Annotated in this window: 19 protein-coding genes and 3 pseudogenes; 15 read left to right on the top strand and 7 right to left on the bottom strand. The window is 42.4% G+C overall.

The window, feature by feature from the left end; translation table 11 throughout:
* Positions 1 to 324: CPBP family intramembrane glutamic endopeptidase (locus tag QT994_RS25140; RefSeq protein ID WP_333179427.1), on the top strand; the 324-nt coding region annotated here is incomplete at its 5' end.
* A gap of 144 nt (positions 325 to 468) precedes the next feature.
* On the opposite strand, the gene QT994_RS25135 is transcribed toward QT994_RS25140, so the two are convergent.
* On the bottom strand, positions 469 to 696 hold the full coding sequence (locus QT994_RS25135) for a hypothetical protein (protein ID WP_333179424.1): 228 nt from the start codon (positions 694 to 696) through the stop codon (positions 469 to 471).
* Positions 697 to 1,888: 1,192 nt separating this feature from the next.
* Here QT994_RS25135 and QT994_RS25130 point away from each other — a divergent pair.
* From QT994_RS25130 to QT994_RS25100, 7 genes are all read left to right on the top strand, one after another.
* The gene (locus QT994_RS25130; RefSeq protein WP_333050643.1) at positions 1,889 to 2,149 is read left to right on the top strand and encodes a hypothetical protein; all 261 of its coding nucleotides are present in this window, start codon (positions 1,889 to 1,891) and stop codon (positions 2,147 to 2,149) included.
* Positions 2,115 to 2,369, top strand: coding sequence for a hypothetical protein (locus tag QT994_RS25125; protein ID WP_333179421.1), 255 nt, complete (start codon positions 2,115 to 2,117; stop codon positions 2,367 to 2,369). The genes QT994_RS25130 and QT994_RS25125 overlap by 35 nt, the downstream gene beginning before the upstream one ends.
* Positions 2,370 to 2,408: 39 nt before the next feature.
* A complete protein-coding gene (locus QT994_RS25120) occupies positions 2,409 to 2,663 on the top strand; it encodes a hypothetical protein (protein ID WP_333179419.1) in 255 nt (84 codons plus the stop codon).
* Positions 2,664 to 2,701: 38 nt separating this feature from the next.
* Positions 2,702 to 3,106, top strand: a complete 405-nt coding sequence (locus tag QT994_RS25115) for a glycosyltransferase family 4 protein (RefSeq protein WP_333179416.1) — start codon at positions 2,702 to 2,704, stop codon at positions 3,104 to 3,106.
* A gap of 105 nt (positions 3,107 to 3,211) precedes the next feature.
* Positions 3,212 to 4,582, top strand: coding sequence for an O-antigen ligase domain-containing protein (locus QT994_RS25110; protein WP_333179413.1), 1,371 nt, complete (start codon positions 3,212 to 3,214; stop codon positions 4,580 to 4,582).
* Between the two features lie 532 nt (positions 4,583 to 5,114).
* Positions 5,115 to 5,909 (top strand): WecB/TagA/CpsF family glycosyltransferase, encoded by a 795-nt coding sequence (locus QT994_RS25105; protein WP_333050631.1) that lies wholly within the window; start codon positions 5,115 to 5,117, stop codon positions 5,907 to 5,909.
* 194 nt (positions 5,910 to 6,103) lie between these two features.
* On the top strand, positions 6,104 to 6,547 hold the full coding sequence (locus QT994_RS25100) for a DUF4079 domain-containing protein (RefSeq protein WP_333050629.1): 444 nt from the start codon (positions 6,104 to 6,106) through the stop codon (positions 6,545 to 6,547).
* An 81-nt stretch (positions 6,548 to 6,628) separates the two neighbouring features.
* Here the strand turns inward: QT994_RS25100 and QT994_RS25095 are convergent, their stop codons facing one another.
* The gene (locus QT994_RS25095) at positions 6,629 to 7,537 is read right to left on the bottom strand and encodes an alpha/beta hydrolase (protein WP_333179410.1); all 909 of its coding nucleotides are present in this window, start codon (positions 7,535 to 7,537) and stop codon (positions 6,629 to 6,631) included.
* A gap of 371 nt (positions 7,538 to 7,908) precedes the next feature.
* Complete coding sequence (ubiG, locus tag QT994_RS25090) at positions 7,909 to 8,754, bottom strand: bifunctional 2-polyprenyl-6-hydroxyphenol methylase/3-demethylubiquinol 3-O-methyltransferase UbiG (RefSeq protein WP_333179407.1); 846 nt, start codon at positions 8,752 to 8,754, stop codon at positions 7,909 to 7,911.
* Between the two features lie 229 nt (positions 8,755 to 8,983).
* Here ubiG and QT994_RS25085 point away from each other — a divergent pair, with 229 nt between their 5' ends.
* Complete coding sequence (locus QT994_RS25085) at positions 8,984 to 9,715, top strand: TIGR04283 family arsenosugar biosynthesis glycosyltransferase (RefSeq protein ID WP_333179404.1); 732 nt, start codon at positions 8,984 to 8,986, stop codon at positions 9,713 to 9,715.
* A gap of 13 nt (positions 9,716 to 9,728) precedes the next feature.
* On the opposite strand, the gene QT994_RS25080 is transcribed toward QT994_RS25085, so the two are convergent.
* Positions 9,729 to 9,893, bottom strand: coding sequence for a hypothetical protein (locus tag QT994_RS25080; RefSeq protein WP_333179402.1), 165 nt, complete (start codon positions 9,891 to 9,893; stop codon positions 9,729 to 9,731).
* A 246-nt stretch (positions 9,894 to 10,139) separates the two neighbouring features.
* Positions 10,140 to 10,310, bottom strand: a pseudogene (locus QT994_RS25075) (IS1 family transposase); the annotation flags it as partial.
* Positions 10,311 to 10,383: 73 nt separating this feature from the next.
* On the opposite strand from QT994_RS25075, the gene QT994_RS25070 reads away from it, so the two are divergent.
* From QT994_RS25070 to QT994_RS25060, 3 genes and pseudogenes are all read left to right on the top strand, one after another.
* A complete protein-coding gene (locus QT994_RS25070) occupies positions 10,384 to 10,692 on the top strand; it encodes a helix-turn-helix domain-containing protein (RefSeq protein WP_333179399.1) in 309 nt (102 codons plus the stop codon).
* Between the two features lie 150 nt (positions 10,693 to 10,842).
* Positions 10,843 to 11,679 (top strand): annotated as a pseudogene (locus QT994_RS25065) (IS5 family transposase).
* Positions 11,680 to 11,712: 33 nt separating this feature from the next.
* Positions 11,713 to 12,489 carry an IS630 family transposase gene (locus QT994_RS25060; protein ID WP_333179396.1) on the top strand — a complete coding sequence of 259 codons (777 nt, stop codon included), beginning with the start codon at positions 11,713 to 11,715 and terminating at the stop codon, positions 12,487 to 12,489.
* 330 nt (positions 12,490 to 12,819) lie between these two features.
* On the opposite strand, the gene QT994_RS25055 is transcribed toward QT994_RS25060, so the two are convergent.
* Positions 12,820 to 18,333, bottom strand: coding sequence for an AAA family ATPase (locus tag QT994_RS25055; protein WP_333179393.1), 5,514 nt, complete (start codon positions 18,331 to 18,333; stop codon positions 12,820 to 12,822).
* Between the two features lie 1,019 nt (positions 18,334 to 19,352).
* Between QT994_RS25055 and bchB the strand changes: the two genes are divergently transcribed.
* The 3 genes and pseudogenes from bchB to QT994_RS25040 all read left to right on the top strand — a co-directional run.
* Positions 19,353 to 20,879, top strand: a complete 1,527-nt coding sequence (bchB, locus tag QT994_RS25050; protein ID WP_242723164.1) for a ferredoxin:protochlorophyllide reductase (ATP-dependent) subunit B — start codon at positions 19,353 to 19,355, stop codon at positions 20,877 to 20,879.
* 83 nt (positions 20,880 to 20,962) lie between these two features.
* Positions 20,963 to 21,184: a hypothetical protein gene (locus QT994_RS25045; RefSeq protein WP_333179390.1), complete on the top strand. Its 222-nt coding sequence runs from the start codon at positions 20,963 to 20,965 to the stop codon at positions 21,182 to 21,184.
* A 29-nt stretch (positions 21,185 to 21,213) separates the two neighbouring features.
* A pseudogene (locus QT994_RS25040) lies at positions 21,214 to 21,465 on the top strand (type II toxin-antitoxin system RelE/ParE family toxin); the annotation flags it as partial.
* Between the two features lie 37 nt (positions 21,466 to 21,502).
* On the opposite strand, the gene QT994_RS25035 reads toward QT994_RS25040, so the two are convergent.
* The gene (locus tag QT994_RS25035; RefSeq protein WP_333179388.1) at positions 21,503 to 21,658 is read right to left on the bottom strand and encodes a hypothetical protein; all 156 of its coding nucleotides are present in this window, start codon (positions 21,656 to 21,658) and stop codon (positions 21,503 to 21,505) included.
* Between the last annotated feature and the right edge of the window lie 263 nt (positions 21,659 to 21,921).

Raw genomic sequence — 21,921 nt, 5'->3', positions numbered from 1 at the left:
TGCTTAAGCTTCGGTGCGCCTACCTTAACGGATCAATATCCGTTTGATGCTCAAAAGCGCAAAACCGGGATGCTCCCGATTCTCATGCCGGGAACAAAAGCAATATTTCTGAGTTCGCTATTTTTCACTATCCACCACATTTTTGTAATAGCAGCTTACAGCCACTGGCAGGCTGTTCTCTTAGGTTCCTTAGCTGTCTTCGCCGCCGGGATAATTTGGTCTCACTCTTATCTGACTTACCGTTCACTTTGGCCTAGTTATATCAGCCACGCGATCGCAGATTTAGGCATTGCAAGTATTGGTTGGCAAATCCTGTTTAACTAGCTGCTTTTTCCGCGACTATTCCTGGCAATTATACAGTAAAAATTGACCTTCTGCCCAACTCACTCTCCAGATTAATTTCTCCCCCCATCATCGGGGCGGCGTACCACTGCCGCGGGCGACAACGTACCCTTCTAAATTGTCAGCTTAGGCAAGGTATCTGTGGCTGTAGCTGCGGTTGATGCCAACTAGCAGCGGCAAGTATTTGCTGGCATTAATGCTGAGTGTACTGGGATCTTGACTGATGCTGTGCAATAATCGAACGTTCATCTCTTCCCACCGGCAGATGCTTTCCGTTAAGGCATCGGATTTAAATTCTAGGTTTGGTTTTGCTGGCGATCGCATAATTTTAGCTGCATGAAAACTGGCCCACATATCGCTGCAAGCATCGGCGGCCGGACCCCCAAGAGTACACAGATGGTCATTTGGAATTGCAAACTTAGGAAAAATGATGATTTCATAACATGAAATTTTTGGTAAGCGACATCGTTTGATAAATACCGCGAAGCCACTACTACTCCTTAAGAGTTAAGGTGTACACAATATAGGCCGATTAACCTTGAGTGTTCTTTTGATCTTTATAGGGTCATGTGATAATTTGCTGCTGAAGTTTTGTTACGGTAATTACTTAGACAGGAATTGGGCAGTAACGCTACATATACTCTGCCCCGCATTGGCACTCTCTTTTGGGAATTTTTTCAGGTGTTCGCCTTTTATTAACAAATTTAAAACTCAGCCAGCTAATTAAATGTATAGGGGTGAAACTTTATGTTTTGTAAGGCGATTGGAAAACCTACTTTTTCAAAGAGTCCCGGACGCATTAAGCGGGTTTTTTCCGGAAAATACGACAAATGAGGGCGAGGGATCTCCGTTGAAAGCCTGGTTTCTTCCCTCCTTTCCGCCTCGCGACGCTCATTTGCGCGCTCGCGCTCCTCCAAGGATCTGAGAAAACCACCATCTCTGAATATTGACAAAATACGATATTTTTTGAAGGAGTACCGACAGCACAGTTACCAAAAAATCACAGCAACTGATCAGTGTTTATATCTGTGGGATCGATAAGGAAATCAACATTTTTAAAGTAAAAATTTCCTTGTTAAAATCGTATAAAAATTTTCACCACGTGATGTCAATCTACTGTATATTGTTATTAATGCTACCTTGAACGAGTAAAAATTGGGTGTTCTTCGGTTTCCCGTACATCCCTTGCTGTAGCATAAGCAAGTTCTGTTATGTTAGACAGGAAGTGGTGTTTAGCTTGGTGTTGACCGAGAAAAAAACTCCTGGTTGATGAGAAATCTGTCTTCAGGATGAACTTTCGTTGACATGAAAATTATCCCTATAGGATAGTGTTTGGCGCTCGCAGCCATCGTTATTATCAATGCAATGACAGCGAAGTTGGGGCTGATAGATACTGGGATGTTGCGAACAGTCGATCGGTTGGATTCTATGTAAACATCGGGAAAGCGGTAATTAATATTCACCCGCCCCTCTTTCCTTTTAGGCTTTAACATCAGCGCTGGTAGCAGCGCCGAAAGAGAGCCAGAGTCTTCAGCGGGACTTAAAAATGAAAATCACCTTTGTTCTTCCTACTCTGTGTCTGGCTGGTGGAATACGAGTAATCTCTATTTTCGCAGAACTTTTGAGAAAGCGAGGACACTCCGTGTTCGTCATCTCTGTACCCCACGCCCAACCGAGTATGCGCCAGCAAGTCAAGTCGCTGTTGCGGGGACGCGGTTGGATTTCCACACCGGAAAACGAGCCTTCATTTTTCGATAACTTAGGTACCGACTTTGCTCCAACAATTGCGCTCGCTGCTCAGAGGTAGGGCTTGGCAGTCCGCTCCCCATAAAGAACCGTCTCACTTTGACAAGGTGGATGTCGAGAGCCGAGTTCTCGAAACTTACCGTTTAATTACCGACGTTGACGTACCTGATGCCGATATCATAATGGCTACTTGGTGGGAAACTGCCGAGTGGGTGGCAAAACTTTCTCCGAGCAAAGGAACGAAAGTATATTTTCTCCAACACTACGAGGCTTTTGACTAAATACCCAAAGGTCGAGTAGAGGCAACTTGGCGGCTGCCCATGCACAAAATCGCTGTGGCACAGTGGCTGGCCGACATAGCTCGGAATGAATACGGCGATTTGTCTGTATCTCTCGTCCCTCCTACGGTGGACACTAAACAGTTTTACGACCCCCAGTCGCGAGCGAAGCAGTTGCGAGGCAAGCAATTAGTTCCCACTGTCAGGATGTACTATACTAGAACTCCTTGGAAAGGCTGCGATCTTGCCGTGAAAGCTTTCTCTCTAGCTGCTAAAAAATTCCTAACCTTCGTTTAGTTGCCTTTGGTTGTGGCGGCGATACTCCTCCTCCCAATTTGCTGCCTGAGGGTACTGAGTATAATAATGCACCTACTCAAGACCAACTAAAAGAATTTTACAGCAAATGCGATGCTTGGCTATTTTCCAGCAGATCCGAAGGCTTCGGCTTGCCAATTTTAGAAGCTATGGCTTGTGGCACTCCAGTCATCGGCACTCCTGCAGGTGCGGCTCCGCAACTACTTGCTGGCGGGGGTGGCATACTTGTCAAGCCAGAAGACCCAGAGGATATGGCAAAAGCGATCGAGCAAATTTGTCAGTTGTCTGATGCCGAATGGCGCGCCATGTCCGAGACTGCTTTGGAGACGGTGATAAATTATACCTGGGAGGATGCAACTAATCTCTTCGAGGCGGCACTGCACGCTGCTTTGGAACGTCAAGCACACTTAACGAACAAGACGTAAAATTGAGGTTGATTAAAAAGATTGGGGTTGGGCGATCGTTTAAGCGAAAATTTTTATCGGGCACATTGAGTTGTCTTTCTACAATTTTACTGCCAAACAAGACCTATGGTTGCATTAATCCCAGTTGCTATGTTCGGCTTCATTCCCCTCGTTCTTTACCTGTTTGTGAGGTTTCCGACTCAACGGGCGCTCATTATAAGTTTTGTGGGAGCGTGGCTGTTTTTGCCACAAGCTTCTTATCCCATCCCCCTATTGCCACCGTATACCAAAATATCGGCAGCTTGCTACGGTATTTTTCTGGCTACTATTGTCTACGATACTGGACGCATAACCTCTTTTAAGCCCGGTTGGCTGGACGTGCCAATGGTAATTTGGTGTTTGTGTCCCATTGTTTCACAAGTTAGTAATGGCGGCAGCCCGATTTCTCCGACTGTCAACCAAATCGTTACTTGGGGTCTGCCTTATTTTTTAGGACGCTTGTATCTGGGTAGTTTAGATGGGCTGCGACAATTGGCGATCGGGATTTTTGCAGGTGGGTTAGCCTACATTCCTTTTACTTTAATTGAAGGGATTAAGGGTCCACTTTTGCACCAAATGGTTTACGGCGTCAATGCCTTTGACGACTGGGGTCAAGCAAGGCGTATGGGCGGGTGGAGACCGGTAGTATTTATGCAACACGGTTTGATGGTGGGCATGTGGATGATGACAGCCGCCTTAATTGCTGTTTGGCTGTGGCAAACTGGGACGCTCAAAAAGTTTATGGGTCGTAACATCAAGACTTTAGCAATTATATTAACTATCGCTTTTTTCCTGTGCCGTTCTACTGGCGCCTACAGTTTATTTGGAATGGCGTTGCTTGTATTATTCTCGGCTAAGTGGTTTCGCACTTCTTTGCCCCTGCTCTTTATAATTGGATATGTAGTGTTTTATCTGTACATAGCGGCATCGGGTCAATTTTCGAGCAAAGACGTGATTGATTTCATCACTCCAATATTTGGCGAAGAACGAGCCGGCTCTCTGAAGTTTAGATTTGACAATGAAGAGATATTGGGGGCAAAAGCGCGGCAAAGATTGCTTTTTGGCTGGGGTGATTCCGGCGGAAACCGCGTGTACGACGGGTACGGTGAAGATATATCGATCACCGACAGCTTATGGATTATTGCATTTGGCGTCAACGGTGCAGTCGGTTTGGTTAGTTTATTTTCTTCCTTGTTACTTCCTGTTATCGTCTTTTCCCTGTTCAAATATCCCGCCAGAACCTGGTCTAATCCCAAAGTAGCGCCCGCTGCCGCCCTGGGAGTAGCCTTAACTATGTACATGTTTGACTGTGTTTTGAATGCTATGACTAACCCGATTTTTGCGCTGATTGCTGGAGGAATATCGAGTCTTGTCTTAAAAGCTCCAGAAAGTCTTAAAAGCAAGAAAACCAGTTCGCTACCAAGAAGACAGTCGCTGGTTCATCAAAAATCAGGATGATTTTCATGAAGGCGAGCGTCGGTTCACTTCAAGCTGGAAACTATACTTGCCTTCCCTCGATACAAAAACTAAAAAATCTACCACTTGTGGATGAAATCCAGTTCTGAAGTTGCAAGATATTTCTCACTAGGTTAAAATTTTAGTCTCATAAACTCTTTTTTACATTCATTTGCAATGCTTCAACAAGTAAGCTGTTGTGCATTTAAAATGCGTGTTTCAGAGGTTGAAACCCTTTACTGGCTTAGATAGCCTCGAAAATTTAAATGATGAACAGCTTATGAGTACAGGATGGCTTTTTTCTTGAGACTGTGTTACCAGTTATAAACTTAAAAAGGGGCTTTATACACTTTTTCTAAAACGAGCTAATTATTTACATAATCTTTAAAAACCCTCACTAGACAGGCAGGGGGTAGGAGGATATACTGAGAAAATTATGTTTACTGAAGCACCCAGGTAGTTAAAACACGAAACTGTATTGTGGGTTATAATAGTTTGAGTTGTAGTTTAATATAAAGCGGGAAGGGCATCATAAATGAAAACAGTTAATTTATTGAATGTCTCGATAGATAACTTGTCAATCACAGAGTTGTTTGAAAAACTCGACGGCGAAGGTGGTGTCGTATTTACACCCAATGTAGACCACTTGATTAAGTTGCAGTATGACCGCGACTTCTATGAAGCTTACAATACATCTACTTATAGAGTCTGCGACAGTCAAATATTGATGTATGCCTCCAAGTTTTTGGGTACTCCTCTCAAAGAAAAAATTTCTGGTTCGGATTTGTTCCCTGCATTTTATATGTATCACAAAGATAACGAGAAGATTAAAATATTTTTGCTAGGAGCTGCTGAAGGTATTGCTAGGAAAGCTCAGGAAAAAATTAACCAAAAGATTGGTAGGGAAATAGTGGTGGAAGCACTTTCTCCTTCTTTTGGCTTTGAAAAAAATGAGGAAGAATGTGAAACAATAATTGACGCGATCAATAAGTCAGGAGCGACAGTTCTGGCTATAGGAGTGGGAGCGCCCAAGCAAGAGAAGTGGCTGGTTAAATACAGAAGCAAATTAACATACGTCAAAATTTTCTTAGCCGTAGGTGCAACCATTGATTTTGAAGCTGGTTGCAAAGCCCGAGCTCCCAAATGGATGAGCGAAGTCGGTATAGAATGGGCGTACCGACTGTTAAGTGAACCGAGAAGGTTGTGGAAAAGATATTTGATTGAAGGTCTGCCTTTTTTCCGATTAATCTTAGAACAAAAATTAGGGTTTTATAAAATGCCTTTCATGGAAAGCAAAACCAGCCAGCTAGAATGGAAAGGTGGCTCCTAAAAAGGTTAGCAACAAATCTGTAGCGTAAATTAAGCTGAGTATCGGAGAAAGTTAGTTTGACTTCAAGGTAAGACTGATGCAATCTGTGGATAGTCCGATCGCACTTTCTCTCAAAATAAGTCATTTTTGCTTTCAAGTCCAGGTAAAATCGGAAAGAAACCTTTTGTGAAAAATCCTAATTAGGGATGCAACTGATGAATCTGCCTTCTTTCTTGTGGTTGTGGAAAATAGCGGCTTGGTCAATGGGTGTTTCCCTGTTGGCTTATGTGTTGCTGGCCGTTACTGGAACGTGGATGTTTGTGGCTCGCAGTACCAAACAACCGCGCCCAAAATGGCTGCGTTTCTTTCATTTAGCCACTGGTGCGGGGATGGCAACTTTGGTAATTTTACTACTGGGAATTGGTGTAGTCGGTACCCTAGGATATTACGGCAATTTGGGTCACTCGGCTCATTTACCGGCGGGATTAGCTGTTGTTGCTTTGGTATTGGTTTCTGTTGGAAGCGGTCTGCAAATTGGTCCTAAACATCCTTGGGCGCGCCCCCTCCATATCGGCACTAATTTGGCTTTGTTTGGGGGATTTGTGACTGTGTTGCTCACAGGATGGACGATAGTACAAAAGTATTTGCCAAAAGTTTGAAACCTGTCTATTTGACCTCAAACTATACCAAATGTGTCAGGGAAACCATATATGTAAGGTGCGCCACAACGCACCCTAGGTTTAATTTTTTTGCGTGAGTCCGCTTTTTGTGATGAATTCTAAAATATGCTGCGCGGTAATCTGCGGCTTTTCTAAGTGGGGAACGTGCCCGCAGTCGGGTATCCAAATTAGTTGAGAATTTGCGATCGCCCTTGCAAACTTTTCCGCATCCGCCGTCCCCAAAATTCGGTCTTGTTTTCCCCACAAAATCAGCGTCTCCTGCTGAATTTGCGATAACTTTTCCCCAAAACCTCCATAACCGCCACTTTTGGTAAACGCAATTAAAGCTTGATTCCAGTTGGGCATTTCCAAGTGCAAAGCAGCACAAGTTTGAGCGTCTTGAGAAGCCAAATTTTTATCGAAATAAGCATTGACGCTAATTCGCTGGCGAATTTTGGGATTGCGTAAAAATGAAGTTGCTAGATATCCTAAAGGAGGAATTAAAAACTTTCCCTTATTAGAACTGATGGCAAAACCTGCGCTATCTATTAACACTAATTGTTTCACAGCTTCGGGATAATTGAGAGTGAAATCAATTGCGGCTGCACCTCCCATTGAAGCACCGACTAAGATTACAGGCTGCGAAATTAGCGTTTTCCAAAAATAGTAAAGGTGACTTTCAATTGCCCTAGCGCTGAATGCTAAACCAGCCGCTCTTTCTGTAAACCCGAAACCCAACAAATCAACCGCCCAAGTTTCATTTTCGGCAGCCAGCAGCGGCAACAGGCGGCGGAATTCAAACAAGGAACTGTCGAAGCCGTGAATTAGCAAAATGGGTGTGTTGCCGCTGCCTTGACGCACGTAGGTTGTGGCAATTGGCCCAGAAGATAGGGGAGTTGTAATTGCCTCCCGTTGAATGCTTTGGGCTAAGGCAATTGAGGTAGATTCTGTGAGTTGTGCGATCGATTTTGGGAGAAAAGTTGCTGGCATAATTCTTGATAAATTGTGAATCGGTAGGGACGGTGCCACTGTGTTCGCCCTAACATTTAAGTATATATGCTTGCTAGATCGCTATTTTAGGAGTTGGGGCGAGTCATTAAAATTTGATCGATACTCAGTATCCCTCAGCCCAGGCTTAGGTTTTTCGTGCGATCGCCAATATAGCAATTCTCAATTGCTCGCAATATAGTAAGGATACGGCCTCGTGCCTACAGAATATGTGTATTGCACTCCACAGGATAAGGTGTACCGCGGCCTGCGTACCCTAAAAAATGCAATAGAGGCGGGTTTTCGCCGGATTTGTCGATCGCAAAAATCCGTCTCCAATGCGCCCCTAATAACAACAGTGAACAATTAACTGACTAATTCTTCGCCCCAACGCCAACATACATAATCGACTGATCCTCATTAATTTTGATTTTAAACAACCCAGACTTTTTGTAATCCATATAGTTAGCTATATTAGATTTTAGAGTTTGAGATATTTGTTGGAAAATACCCTGCGAAGGAAACACCGGCTTGCCGCATGTAAAATCTTCCCAAAACCCGTGCATTACGGCTAACATAGCGCCCATTTCTCCAAACATATCAAAACCTTTAATTTCAATCTTGCCAAAACCAATATCCTGCATTACCACAGATAGTTCCTCGGGGGTAATAAACTTTTCCCAATCGTGAACGCCCCGCTTAATTTCCTGCAATGTATTTTCCATCAGTCCAATCATCACAATTTGCGAGGAAAAAGTTCGGTTGATTGTATCAAAAAAGAACAGTCCCCCAGGCTTGAGAATCCTGTGAACCTCAGACACAACTTTTTTGTAATCGGCAACGTGTTCCAAAACATCCACGCAGATTACAACATCAAAGGTATTGTCGTCGTAGGGCATATTTTCGGCAAAACCTTGCCTGTAGTCAATCTCAAAACCGCTGGTAACTGCGTGATTTTGAGCGGCTACAATACATTTGTCCGATCGATCTATTCCAGAAACAATAGCGCCTCTCTCGACCATAAACTCGCAAGAAAAGCCACCACCGCACCCGACATCTAAGGTTTTCAGCCCTTGCCAATTAGTCGCGTGTCTGTCGAAAAACTCAAATCTGGGTTTATTTAGATGGTATAAGGCATAAATTTTAGCATTTTCGTCCCACCAATTCTCGGCATTTTCCTCATAAAATTCTAAATCATTTTTTACTTCAGTTTTCTGCACGATTTTCTCAGTCCTGATTAGTGGGAAATATAGAGGGCGATCGCACTTTTGGCTGATTTTATAGGAATGACGCCAACAAACCCGGTTTATGTGAAAAATCCGAGGTTTCGTGACGAGTTCGCAGGCAGACACCGGGTTTCTGAATCCGCGCGCGTAAGTTCTATTTTCTCGTTAGTTGTGAATCGCCACAGTTTGTTATTATAATATCTCTGGCATAAATTTCAACCAGATGGATCGCGTTTCTATTATCATCCCAGCCCTCAACGAAGCTACTTGTCTAGAACGCACCCTCCGCCAACTCAGCATTCTCAATCCTCCCGCTTGGGAAGTGTTGGTGGTAGACGGGGGCAGTCAAGACTCCACAGCGGCGATCGCACTTTCCGCGGCCACCCGCGTTATTTCTAGCAGTACAGCCGGACGATCCCTGCAAATGAACTTAGGTGCTCAAGGCGCCACCGGTGAAATTCTCTGCTTTCTCCACGCTGATACTTTAGTTCCCGGCGACATTGTAGCAGTCATCCAGAAAACATTGTCCGATGCCGAAATTGTGGGTGGCGGGTTTATCTCCCTGATGGCTGGTTCGCAGCAAACAAGATGGGGTTTTTCCCTCCACAATTACCTGAAAACTTATTACGCGCCCCTGTTATTTCGACCTCATTTATTTTTCAAAGGATTGCGCCTGCTGTTTGGCGACCAAGTTATTTTTTGCCGCCGTACCGATTTTTGGGAATGCGAGGGTTTCGATGCTGCGCTGCCAATTATGGAGGAAGCGGATTTGTGTTTGAAGTTAGTGCGACGGGGGAGACTTAAGTTAGTCCATCGGGTAGTGGAAAGTAGCGATCGTCGAGTTGCGAATTGGGGCGAATTTAAAGCTATTGCCATCTATCTTTCGATTGGTTTTTTGTGGGGTTTTGGCGTTTCGCCGAGGTATCTCAAGCAATTTTATGAAGACATCCGCTGAACACAAAATCCGATTAAATTCCCCGAATGTATTGGCTGTATTTTTTGGGCAAAACTTTCTGCAACAGGTAAATAATCGCCAAACAACCTAACAAAGTCCCCGTAACTAAAAAGCCGAGTTTCAGTAGGGCATTTACCGGGGCAATAAACTTATAAAACACTAACAAGACAGATTTCACTACTGTCGAATCCAGGAGATCTATAAGGAATGAGTAAGCGGGAGCATCTCAATTATGCAATAAATATAAATACTTAGAAGAGTAATATGCAAGAATTATCTAAAATGTAAAAACACACTTACGAGTGAGAAAAATATGACCCCAGAAGAAACTCAAGGGTAGTGCCCTGAAGGAAAGGATGGGTAGTGCCCTGAAGGAAAGGATGGAAATGATAAAACCAAACCGAATTCAAAAAAAAGTAGGCATCTAGAGTTGTAAACTAGCATTATAATGATGCACAAAACTCCAAATTGCAGCAATATGATTTTCCACTTTCTTAGAGAAGGATAAGCTCTTTCTCACCAATCGAGATACTCGTTGTCGAATGGTACAGTTAAATCGCTCGATATAGCTGGTACAACCACTATCTTTGTCTACACTATAGCAATCCTCGCATCATTATCAAGACTATAATACAATTATATGCAATACTTGATTGTGACAATAAAAAATGAATAACTTACAACTGCCACAAAAAGATATGGAAAAAGAAATAGCTTTGTTAGAATCTTTCATTAAAAGCGATATCGATGCCAGAGAACTCAAACGAGCAATAGCTGTAAAAATGGCGCTTTCAGGTAATATTTACCATGAAATTAGCCAGATTTTAGGTGTAAGTAATTTTTTTGTTGGTTATTGGAAAAAACAATTTAAAACCAAAGGCATCGCCGGAATCAAACTAGGACATAAAGGGTCAAAAGGGTATTTAACAGCTCGACAAAATACTGAAGTAATCGAGTGGTTAAAGAATAAAGAATAATAGACCTATTGCAAAATAATTTTATGATATAATGAAAAGTTTTGCTGAGAGTTGATTGAATCCCAACTCCTAACTTATTTTCACTGTGGTCTTGCTATAAACAGGATAAAATGCTAGAAAGTTCTGTTGTCGTTACACAATAAGTAAATCATGAAAAATCAATCTTATCTAAATTTGAAACCCGAGCAATTTCAACGTAGATTTGGTATCACTATTCAAACCCTAAAAGCAATGGTTAACGCCTTATAAAACTTCATGCTAGAAAATCCTAAAGACAGAAGAGGACGTCGCACCATTCTAACTCTCGAAGAACAGGTCTTAGTCGCCTTGGAATATTGGCGAGAATATCGAACATATTTTCATATTGGGACAAGTTGGGGAGTATCTGAATCAACTATTTGCCGAATTGTAACTGATATCGAATCAACTTTAATGAAAAGGGGAAAGTTCCGTATTCCGGGGAAAAAGGCATTACTCAAAGACTCGGATTATCCAGAAATCGTGGTGATGGATGTCACAGAAACAGCTATTGAACGACCTAAAAAAAAACAGAAGAGATATTACTCAGGCAAGAAGAAATGTCATACTCTAAAAACTCAATTGGTAATTAATCAAGAGACAAGAGAAATTATTTGCACTGCTTTTGGACCAGGGCATTGCCACGATTTTAACTTGTTTAAAAAAAGTAAAATTCGTTTTCATTCCGAAACAAATAGCTTACAAGACAGTGGCTATCAAGGGATAAAGGATTATCACCCCAATAGTTATATCCCTAGAAAGAAACCTAAAAATGGGAAACTTTCTCGAATAGAAAAAGACTACAATCGAGTTCTAGCACAGGAGCGAATTGTGGTTGAACACGTTAATCGGAGTCTCAAAATTTTTAAAATATTGTCGAGTCGTTATCGGAATCGCCGTCGCCGTTATGGTCTGCGTTGTAATGTGTTGTCAGCAATTTACAATTATGAGTTAGCTCTAGGGGATTAAATTTACAACCTTTAATTATAACATAAATCTTTTTTGCAAGAGGTCTATTGGAATTTAGATGAGTTGGTTACTTATTTATCTCAAAAATTTGGTGTGATATATAAATCAAAACAGAGTTACTATGAACTTTTCGGTCGGGCGAAAATTAGTTGGAAAAAAAGTCAAAAAACTAATCCTAAATTTGATAAAGAACTGATAAAAAAAAAGACGGAAGAAATTAACGATATTTTATTTAAAAACAAGGCTGGTATAGAATTTGGGGAAATAATAGTATTGTTTTTAGATGAATGTCATCTACTTCATGGTAATCTGACTGGTTATGTTTGGGGCCAATCCAAAATCAGAATTGAAGTTCCAATTACCAATGAAAAAGATAGACAAACTTATTTTGGCGCACTCAATTATCAAACCAAAGAATTCCATCTCCAGAGCCATCCATCTGGTGAGGGAAAATCAACAGTTAAATTCATAAAATACTTAAAAAATAAATATAAGAATCGCAAAATTATCTTGATTTGGGATGGAGCTAGTTATCATAAATATGGAGAATTTAGAGATTTTTTATTAGAACTAAATGGTGACAAAAAACCTGATAAGTGGTCAATTACTTGTCTCTTATTTGCTCCCACTGCTCCCCAACAGAATCCCGTTGAAGATATTTGGTTACAAGCTAAAAACTTTTTAAGAAAGTATTGGTATTTATGTAGGTCTTTTAAGATTGTCAAATTTTTGTTTGAGTTTTTTACTAACGAACATAAATTTGATTTCCCCAAAATACGTCAATATACTTACACACAGAAAATCATTTAGGATTAATCTAGATATAGAAAATCATTTAGGATTGCTATACTATCTACAGTTCGATCATAAAGATACACACAATATTTACTTTTTTAATTAAAAATCTGACACTTTTTATGCTTTGCCGGAGCATTGCCACATCGTCGTAATGAAAAGCCCTCAATGCGGCTGCAAAATGGCGATCGCGCTTTTGTCAAAACCAGAGCGATCGACTTTGCTACAGAGTTTTCGCCGAGTTAAAATTGCGAATTCAAAGTTTAGTAAACGCAATGCGTGGCCGAATTGTTAAGCGTGGCTAACTAAAATTGATTTGGGGATGTTGGTTAATAGTAGCGCCGATTACAAAACTTGCCTGGGGGCGATCGGAATTTCAATAATAAACTCGCTCCCCTCTCCGGGTGTAGAAACGCAAGTCAATTTTCCGCCATGAGAACTGACAACAATCGAGTGAGAAATAGACAATCCCAAACCAGTTCCCGAGCCCACGGGCTTAGTCGTAAAAAATGGATCGAATATCTTGTGCAGCACCTCAGTGCTCATGCCCGGCCCGCTGTCGGCAATTTTAATTATGGCAGAATTCCTGTCAGTCACCTCTGTAGAAATTGTAATCGTAGGCTGTTGATGAGAATTTTCCGGGTAATCTCTTGCTACGAGGAGAGCATCGATCGCATTTGTCAAAATATTCATAAATACCTGATTCAACTGAGACGCATAACAAGTAATTAGGGGTAGCGTGTTGTAATTTTTAATCACCTCAATTCCCAAACGCCCGCCCTCTTTTCTCAGGCGCGGTTGCAGCAACATCACCGTACTGTCGATGCCTTGATGGATATCTACCGACTTCATTTGCGCTTCGTCGAGGCGCGAGAAATTCCGCAAGCTTAGCACAATATCCCGGATTCTTTCCGCTCCTACTTTCATGGAATCCAGCAGCTTTTGCAAATCCTCGCTCAAAAATTCCAGCTCAATTGTTTCTATTTCTTCTAGAATTTCATCAGCAGGTTCTGGATAGTGCTGCTGGTAAAGCTCAATCAATTTTAGCAAGTCTTTAACGTATTCGCTAGCCGGATTAAGATTGCCGTAGATGAAACTTACAGGATTATTAATTTCGTGAGCTACACCAGCGACCATTTGCCCCAAACTAGACATCTTTTCCGTTTGGATTAATTGAGCTTGAGTTAGTTTAAGTTCGCGCAAAGTTTGTTCTAATCGCTCGTTCTTTTCATTTAACTCCTGCGTCCGCTCTTGCACTTTCTGTTCCACTGAATTGTAAAGCAGAGCATTTTCTAAAGAAATAGCAACTTGGGAAGAGAGCAACCTTAAAACTTCCAATCTGTGGGGAGTAAATGCTCCGACAGTCAAATTGTTTTCTAAATAAAGAATGCCGATCAGTTTGCCTTGATTGATGATTGGAGTACACAAAATAGATTGCAGTTGGTGTTTAGCGATGTAAGGATCGGCTGTGAATAGTCCCTCACCCGCCGCATTGCTCAACACCAAATCCGAGCGAGTTCTTTCCACATAATTAATCACCGTCACAGGTAAATCATGATAGTCTCCAACAGGCGTAAATTCCAGCACAGCTACATCTTCAGCAAATACTGACGCTTTAGCTGAAATCAACAGTTGACCATCTCTGACTAAAATCAGAAAACCTAATTGAGCACCCGCATTTTCTAACGAGATTCTCATCAAAGAAGCCAGCAACTTATCGAGGACAATTTCGCTAGAAATCGCCAGAGATGCTTTCATTACCGTTGCCAAATCCAGCACTCTCGCATCGCTGCCAGTAGAAGTATGAATAGTTGTGGTAGTTTGATTGTTGTTAAAACTTCCGTTGAGCGGTGTCATTTCCCGCAACTGCGGATACTTCTGTTCTAAATCTTCTACTTTGCGAACTGCACCCCAGCGCAAGTAACAGGAGTGAGCTTCGCGCAAGTGGATTTTGGCATATTGATACTTGCCTTTACTCAACCAAAACTTAGCTGCTAGTTCATTAGCTAGCGCTTCATTTTGGACAAACTCATTGTCTTGGGCTAAATTTATAGAGAAATCGTACAGTTCTACAGCTTCTGAATCTTTCTTGGAAATTCTGGCTATTTCTGCTTGTACTAAAAGATACTTGTGCAGAAAGTTTTCGGCACAGTTGTCTGACCAAATTTTCATCTGTTTTTGGTTTTCCTCTAACTTTTCCAAGTATTCCTTTTGCTTGTCTTCTGAAACATTTGGGAAAACGGCGGCTAAAGTTAAAGAAAAGAAAAAATTCCATTCGGTAGCGGGTATCGCTCCGGTAATAAAAGATAGCTGTTTTTCTACTTCAAAAGCTAGTTGTAGCGCTTCGTTGAAGTTGCCGTACCAGTACATTACCTGGCATTTGCGAATCTGATAAAGGCAAAGCGAGTACAAATTTTGATGAGCTTGGCAGTTGTGTACGTATTCAGCTTCGCTGATATCTTCGCTTTCAAATACAAACTTTTCAGAAGTTAGTTTGCTCAGGTTACGGAGGATTAACTCTACTCCTAATAATATATCGGTTACGAGCTGATTTTTGGTTTTTTGGCTGAACTGCAAATACCTGCTCGTATCGACTAGAATTTGCGAGATTTCTTTACCTTGAAAAAATGAGTTAGCTATGCGGTTGGACAGGATATAACCCGCATACTCTAAATCTCCTGATTCTAAAGCTGCTTGATATCCTTCATTGCTGATCGCGTGGGAATCTTTGATGTGATTGAACCAGTAATAAAAAATACTGACCAAGGATGAACAAGCTCTGCATTTCAAGCCGATATTTCCAGATTTTTCGCTGAGATGCAGCGAGAGCAAGCCGAATTGATACGCAGTTTTGTAATCTCCCGAAACTGCGTTTAAGAACATACCGTAGCCAGCATAGCAAAGAGATGCTTCGGGTACTAAACCGTATTGTAGAGAAAGATTGACTCCTTTTAAAACGCTGACTTTCCACAAGTCGGGATTTTTGAGGTACGCCGATGTCAGCAAGTTTGTAATTAATTTGACTGCAACTTTTTTGTCGGGTACAGTCATTTCGGGGGCGTCAATTAGGGAAGCTATTTCTCTACCTGCTAAAATATTTGTAGCTGCTGCAAATTCTTCGGATATGACTTTTTGTAGCCCATCTAGCGGCAAGTCAATGCCTAGCAAGTCTAAAGCTGTGATTCCGGCTTTAACGGCTTCTTCGTACTTCGCCCGCAGGGTGTACTGCACGATCAGCAGGTTGTAAATTTCTACCTTTTCTAAGGGCGATCGCGCTTTTTCCAACGTTATATTAATAAATTCTTCTGAGTTCTCAAAAAAACCGTTTAAATACTCAACATTTGCCCGTTCCATGTGCAAGGCAAAGGCTAAGTCGTAGTGATCATCCCAAATATCCTTGCTCAAACCGTCCATGCCTGCGGTCAAATACTGCAAGGCAGCAACATAAGCAGTGGCATCTTTGGCTCTGCGCGCGGCGTCTAAATTCAGCGTTGCCAGTTCAATTAATTCTCGATCGTCTTTAATTAGCGATCGAGCTACATTCAAGTGATCGACTAATTCAAAGATTCTGTCAGCGCGATATTCAGCCGGAGTGTTTTCTAGGATTTGCCTGCCTATTTTCAGGTGAACTGCCTTTTTTTGCGAGTCGTCGATCAGAGCGTAAGCTGCTTGCTGTACGCGATCGTGCAAAAATTTATAATTCAGAATTAATAGCGGAAACAGTACGTAATCTAATGACTTGCTTTCTAATTCCGAAGTTGGCAGAATCAGTCCCGACTTAATCGCCGGCAACAGGTGAGAAAAAGTTTCCGAGGCTTCTTTTTCATTGATTAAAGAAAGAGTATTTAAGTCAAATTCGTTCCCCAAACAAGCCACTAAACGCAAAACTTGCTGCGTTGAACTTGGCAGCTTTCTCAATTTTTGTACCATCAAATCTACTACATTGTCCGTGATAGCGCACTGCTCAATTTGAGTCATATCCCAATGCCAGCCACCCTTGCTCCCCGACTGTGGCGGGTGAAAAACTAGCAGGTTTTCCTGATACAATGTTTGCAGGAATTGATTTACAAAAAAAGGATTGCCGTCCGTTTTGCTGATTACCAATTCAGCTAATGGTTTGACAGATTCTCTATCGCTGTGCAAAGTCTCGGCAATCAAATGAGTTATATTTTCCACCCCCAGCGGCGACAAAGCAATCTGATTAATGATAGCTTCCTGATTTCGCAGCGTCTCCACAGTCATCATTAAAGGATGAGTGGGGCTAACTTCATTATCCCGATAAGCACCAATTAAAAACAGATATTGCGTAGCTTCATCTGTCATCATCAATTCGATCAACTTGAGAGTAGCGGAATCAGCCCACTGCAAATCGTCGAGAAAAATGACCAGCGGATGTTCGGGCTGGCAAAATACGCGAATGAAATTTTGAAATACTAAATTAAAGCGGTTCAGAGATTCCGTCGGCCCCAATTCAGCTACAGGAGACTGAGCTCCGACAATTAGTTCAACTTCGGGAAGGACATCAATAATAATTTGTCCGTTTTGACCGAAGGAACTGCGGAGTTTGTCGCGCCAAACTGCTAATTGAGCCTCACTTTCAGTTAACAGTTGCCGCACCAATTCTGAAAAAGCGCTGACAACTGCCGAGTAAGGAATAGTCCGCTTGTACTGGTCAAACTTTCCCCAAATAAAATATCCACGCCTGCGGGTAATAGGTTTGTCTAAAATCTTCACCATTGCAGATTTGCCAATACCGGAATAACCGGCAATCAGCATCATCTCGCTGCGGGATTTATGCTGTCCTCTCGCGAGGACTGACAAGGGAATTTGTTTTTTCGATTGGCTCTCTTTTTTGATGACAGAAATTTGAGAATCGTCGGTGCGGTAGCCTCGATTATTTGTTGCTGCTACCCGTTCAAATGCCGCTAAAAGAGTTTCAACTTCTCGCTGTCTGCCGTAAAGTTTTTGAGGTATTTGAAATTTGTCGGAAATATCTTGGCTACCGAGAGGAAACTCAGAAACAACCCCAGATGTTTGCCACTGAAACAGGCAGGATTCCAAATCAGCTTTTAGTCCCCAAGCACTTTGATAGCGCTCTTCAGCCGTTTTTGCTAACAATTTCATCACAATATCTGAAACAGCTTGAGGAATTTCTGGGGCCATTTCAGCGAGAGGTACTGGCTGTTTGGCGATGTGACAGTGAACTAACTCCATGGGATCGGTAGTGGGAAAAGGGAGTTGTCCTGCCAGGATTTCATAGAAGGTCACGCCCAGGGAATAAAAGTCGGTGCGGTAATCGACTACCCGGTTCATTCTGCCGGTTTGTTCGGGCGACATATAGGCTAAAGTGCCTTCTAAAAAATTGGGATTTTTACTCGTTATATTTTCCAGATTGGATGCACTTGAGATGCTGAAATCTATGAGTTTAACTTGTCCTGTAGCAGGATTAAAAACTATATTAGAGGGGTTTATATCTTTATGAATTACATTTTTTCCGTGAATTTCTCCCAAAGTTTCAGCAACTTTGATGGCAGTAGTCAGAAATCCTAAGATGGTAAATTTTTGAGAACCCATAAATATTTTTAAAGATTCCCCGCCAAAATCTTCTAAGATCATTGCCAGACTATTTCTAACCTGTTGCAACTTATACACTTTCACAACTCCGTCTAACAGGCTTAAGTTGGCAGTGATCTCATATTCGCGCTTGTATCTATTCAGTTCTTCAGGAGTCGGATAGTCTTCTTTGATAAGTTTGATAATAACAGGTTGGTTGTTCTGCTCGTTGTGGCCGCGGTAAACCAGGGAAGTGCTGCTTTCATAAATGAGAGCGAGAACTGCAACGCCGGGAATTGCCATCATAGTTGGGTTCTCTCAAATTAGGTGTGCTTGGTCAATGTTACAGGACTGACGCGCGGCGGGCTAGAAACCGGGTTTCTTCGTTGCTAGTCGTTGACAAACCCAAGATTTTATCGTGTAAATCGGGTTTCTTTTCGTAAATCCTATGTTATTCTTCATTATCGCTCAAGAGCTATCTTTTGGGATGTGTGGGAAAGCAGGCCTTGACAGGAAAGAGTTACGGCTGACAAAAGCACGCTGGGCTTTCGTCACCTCAGCAGTTAGGTAAACAAAATCACAAATACAGGATTTGTGCAAGGATTTACTCTAATGCTCGATCGCCATGCTGACAACTAAATCATCTCAGATTCCCAGCAATCGCTTGACTTTAGTGGAACGTCACCACATATCGTAAAAATATGCAAGTGGTGAAAGATGTATTTTTTCCGGTGATCGGGTACGAATTTGCGGTGCTTCAAAAAACCGGCCGGTGCAAATCTTAACTATAGCAAGACTAAATCATTGGTGAATTTCTTACTCCCGAGCGAGCGGGTTCGGGAAGGGTTGGGGTGGGGTAAAAAATTTACGACTCCTGCAAGGATTGCTATATAATTGGCGACCGAGGCGCTGAGGGAAGTAAGTGTTGCTTCGGAATCTGAAATTTCCTTCAGTTCTATCTATTTTGACCGATCGATTAACAATACTAACTGACCGTTTGACCAGAGTAAATTTGACAAAAAATGCCGAATTATTGCACCTTGTCTGGTGCGCGGCAGCGAACTCTAGGGCGATAGGATTTGCCTAGCTCTGAAGAAAATTGGAGAAAAGATTAAGAATTATTGCCATAAAAGCAAGGTCAATTTGTTGGAATTACGGGCCAAATCCTAAGCAGCAAAGGCTTTTGAGCATTTACCACATCTGGAAATCATCAGAAAGTTACTATTTCTAAAGGATTCATCCGGTGAGAAAATCAGAAACAACCTTAAAATTTAGCAGTAATCGCCCGATCGGGCAATTCTCAACCAGCACCAGGAAAAATACCTATGAAATTGGCTTATTGGATGTACGCAGGCCCAGCCCACATCGGCACTTTGCGCGTCGCCACTTCCTTCAAAAACGTCCATGCAATCATGCACGCACCGATTGGAGACGACTATTTTAACGTCATGCGTTCCATGCTGGAGAGGGAACGGGATTTCACCCCGGTGACTACCAGCGTGGTTGACAGACACGTACTGGCGCGGGGTTCGCAGGAACGGGTGGTGGACAACATCACCCGCAAAGACAGAGAAGAACACCCAGATTTAATCGTGCTCACCCCGACTTGCACCTCCAGCATCCTGCAAGAAGACTTGGAAAACTTCGTGGAGCGAGCTCAATTGGATGCTAAAGGCGATGTATTGCTGGCGGATGTTAACCATTACCGCGTCAACGAACTGCAAGCTGCCGATCGCACTTTGGATCAAATCGTCCAATTTTACATTAACAAAGCCCGCAAAAAAGGCGATTTAGTAGAAGCCAAAAGCGAAAAACCATCTGTCAACATTATCGGTATGTCTACCCTGGGTTTCCACAACCAGCACGACTGCACCGAGTTGAAGCGTTTAATGGCAGATTTGGGCATTGAAGTCAACGAAGTTATTCCCGAAGGAGCTTCGGTTCACAACTTGAAAAGACTGCCACGCGCTTGGTTTAACTTGGTTCCTTATCGGGAATTGGGGATGATGACCGGGGAGTATTTGCAAAAAGAATTCGGCACGCCGATGGTGGATATTACGCCGATGGGTGTGGTGGAAACGGCGCGCTGTATCCGTAAGATTCAGCAAGTTTTGAATGCTCAAGGTGCGGATGTTGATTACGAAAATTTTATTGACCAACAAACGCGGTTTGTGTCGCAGGCTGCTTGGTTCTCAAGGTCGATCGACTGCCAAAACTTAACGGGCAAAAAAGCCGTCGTATTTGGCGATAATACCCACGCTGCGGCGATGACGAAGATTTTGGCTCGCGAGATGGGAATCCACGTTGTGTGGGCTGGAACCTACTGCAAACACGACGCTGACTGGTTCCGGGAACAGGTAAGCGAGTATTGCGATGAAGTGCTGGTGACGGATGATCACGGGGCGATCGGAGATGCGATCGCCAAAGCCGAACCTTCGGCGATTTTCGGTACACAAATGGAACGCCACGTTGGTAAGCGCTTGGATATTCCCTGCGGCGTAATTGCTGCACCGATTCACGTCCAAAATTTCCCGATCGGATACAAGCCATTTTTGGGTTATGAAGGCACGAATCAGTGCGTAGATTTGGTCTACAATTCCTTTACTTTGGGAATGGAAGACCACTTGCTGGAAATCTTCGGCGGCCACGATACCAAGGAAGTGATTACGAAGGGAATTTCGGCTGACTCTGATATGGGTTGGACGAAGGATGGACAAGCTGAGTTGAATAAAATCCCTGGTTTTGTGCGGGGTAAGGTGAAGCGGAATACTGAGAAGTTCGCGCGCGATCGGGGGATTGATAAGATTACCGTTGAGGTGCTTTACGCAGCGAAGGAATCTGTCGGCGCGTAGTTTATTGGTAGGGTGGGCATTTGCCCACCTCACTTAGTAAAATAGAAATGCACTGTCACTTTTCAAACCTAGAAAAGTTCTTTATGGCTAATTCTATTGCTTTCCAGACCGCGATCGAATATGTAGAATCTCTGGCAATTGAAGAGCAAGATTTGTTAATTGAATTAATTCAGAAACGGCGAATTAAAAATCGGCGAATGGAAATTGCTAGCAATGCAAGAGAGGTTTTGAGTGCTTTAAAAGCCGGCACAGCAAAGCGAGGCAACCTTGCACAGTTAAAAGCTGATTTACTGGATGAAGAATGAAAACTCTAGTTTGAAACAACAGTTTTAAACGGGCTTTTAAACGGGTTATCAAGAGAAACCCGCAATTAGGTGAGAAAATCTTTTCGGTTTTGGAGTTGTTAGTGAACGATCCATTTTATCCTCCATTGAAGTCACATAAACTGCGGGGGCAATTAGAAGGACTTTGGGCTTGTTGGGTTGAGTCCGATTGCCGAATTATCTATACTTTTGAGCAAGATAATGAAACGCAAGAGGAATTGATCGTCTTGATTGATATTGGGACGCATGATGAAGTATATTAAGTAACGATCAGCCTTGTCAAACTAGCGTGCGATCGGCTTAACCCGGTACTTGCACTAACCGCCTGACATCATCTCCCAGTCGAGTAAAATCATTAGGGTTAAGAGTCAACAACACATCTACACCGACTTTCAGTGCAGCTTGAGCAATTAACCCATCGTAAATCCCTCCCCCTGATAGTTTTAAACTAACCATTTTAAGTAGTCCTGCATAGGCAGTATAATTAGGGGTTTTATTTGATAGATAAACTGGCGTTATGCTCATGAATAAAATACCAAAGAGCTGCCCATGTGATTGGAGAGTGTTTTAGAGAATAAAACAGTTTTTTATCCTAGAGAGATATTCTTTATCTGATGGTATTATTAAATCTTTTTATATAGGGTAAGCTGTTGTGCCTTTAAATAGGGTATAATAAAAAATGAGTTTAGTCAATCTCTACAAAAATGCCAGCTAAAAAC

This window comes from Microcoleus sp. S13_B4 (assembly GCF_036700885.1).
In the GTDB taxonomy this organism is placed as follows: domain Bacteria; phylum Cyanobacteriota; class Cyanobacteriia; order Cyanobacteriales; family Microcoleaceae; genus Microcoleus.
The sequence above is the reverse complement of the archived record's forward strand: the minus strand, read 5'-3'. Positions and strand labels throughout refer to the sequence as shown.

Excerpts from the sequence above, each read along its gene's own strand:
- QT994_RS25135 (WP_333179424.1), bottom strand. The coding sequence starts at position 696 with ATGTGGGCCAGTTTTCATGCAGCTAAAATTATGCGATCGCCAGCAAAA.
- QT994_RS25130 (WP_333050643.1), top strand. The coding sequence starts at position 1,889 with ATGAAAATCACCTTTGTTCTTCCTACTCTGTGTCTGGCTGGTGGAATA.
- QT994_RS25120 (WP_333179419.1), top strand. The coding sequence starts at position 2,409 with ATGCACAAAATCGCTGTGGCACAGTGGCTGGCCGACATAGCTCGGAAT.
- QT994_RS25110 (WP_333179413.1), top strand. The coding sequence starts at position 3,212 with ATGGTTGCATTAATCCCAGTTGCTATGTTCGGCTTCATTCCCCTCGTT.
- QT994_RS25105 (WP_333050631.1), top strand. The coding sequence starts at position 5,115 with ATGAAAACAGTTAATTTATTGAATGTCTCGATAGATAACTTGTCAATC.
- QT994_RS25100 (WP_333050629.1), top strand. The coding sequence starts at position 6,104 with ATGAATCTGCCTTCTTTCTTGTGGTTGTGGAAAATAGCGGCTTGGTCA.
- QT994_RS25095 (WP_333179410.1), bottom strand. The coding sequence starts at position 7,537 with ATGCCAGCAACTTTTCTCCCAAAATCGATCGCACAACTCACAGAATCT.
- QT994_RS25085 (WP_333179404.1), top strand. The coding sequence starts at position 8,984 with ATGGATCGCGTTTCTATTATCATCCCAGCCCTCAACGAAGCTACTTGT.
- QT994_RS25070 (WP_333179399.1), top strand. The coding sequence starts at position 10,384 with ATGAATAACTTACAACTGCCACAAAAAGATATGGAAAAAGAAATAGCT.
- QT994_RS25055 (WP_333179393.1), bottom strand. The coding sequence starts at position 18,333 with ATGATGGCAATTCCCGGCGTTGCAGTTCTCGCTCTCATTTATGAAAGC.
- bchB (WP_242723164.1), top strand. The coding sequence starts at position 19,353 with ATGAAATTGGCTTATTGGATGTACGCAGGCCCAGCCCACATCGGCACT.
- QT994_RS25045 (WP_333179390.1), top strand. The coding sequence starts at position 20,963 with ATGGCTAATTCTATTGCTTTCCAGACCGCGATCGAATATGTAGAATCT.
- QT994_RS25035 (WP_333179388.1), bottom strand. The coding sequence starts at position 21,658 with ATGGTTAGTTTAAAACTATCAGGGGGAGGGATTTACGATGGGTTAATT.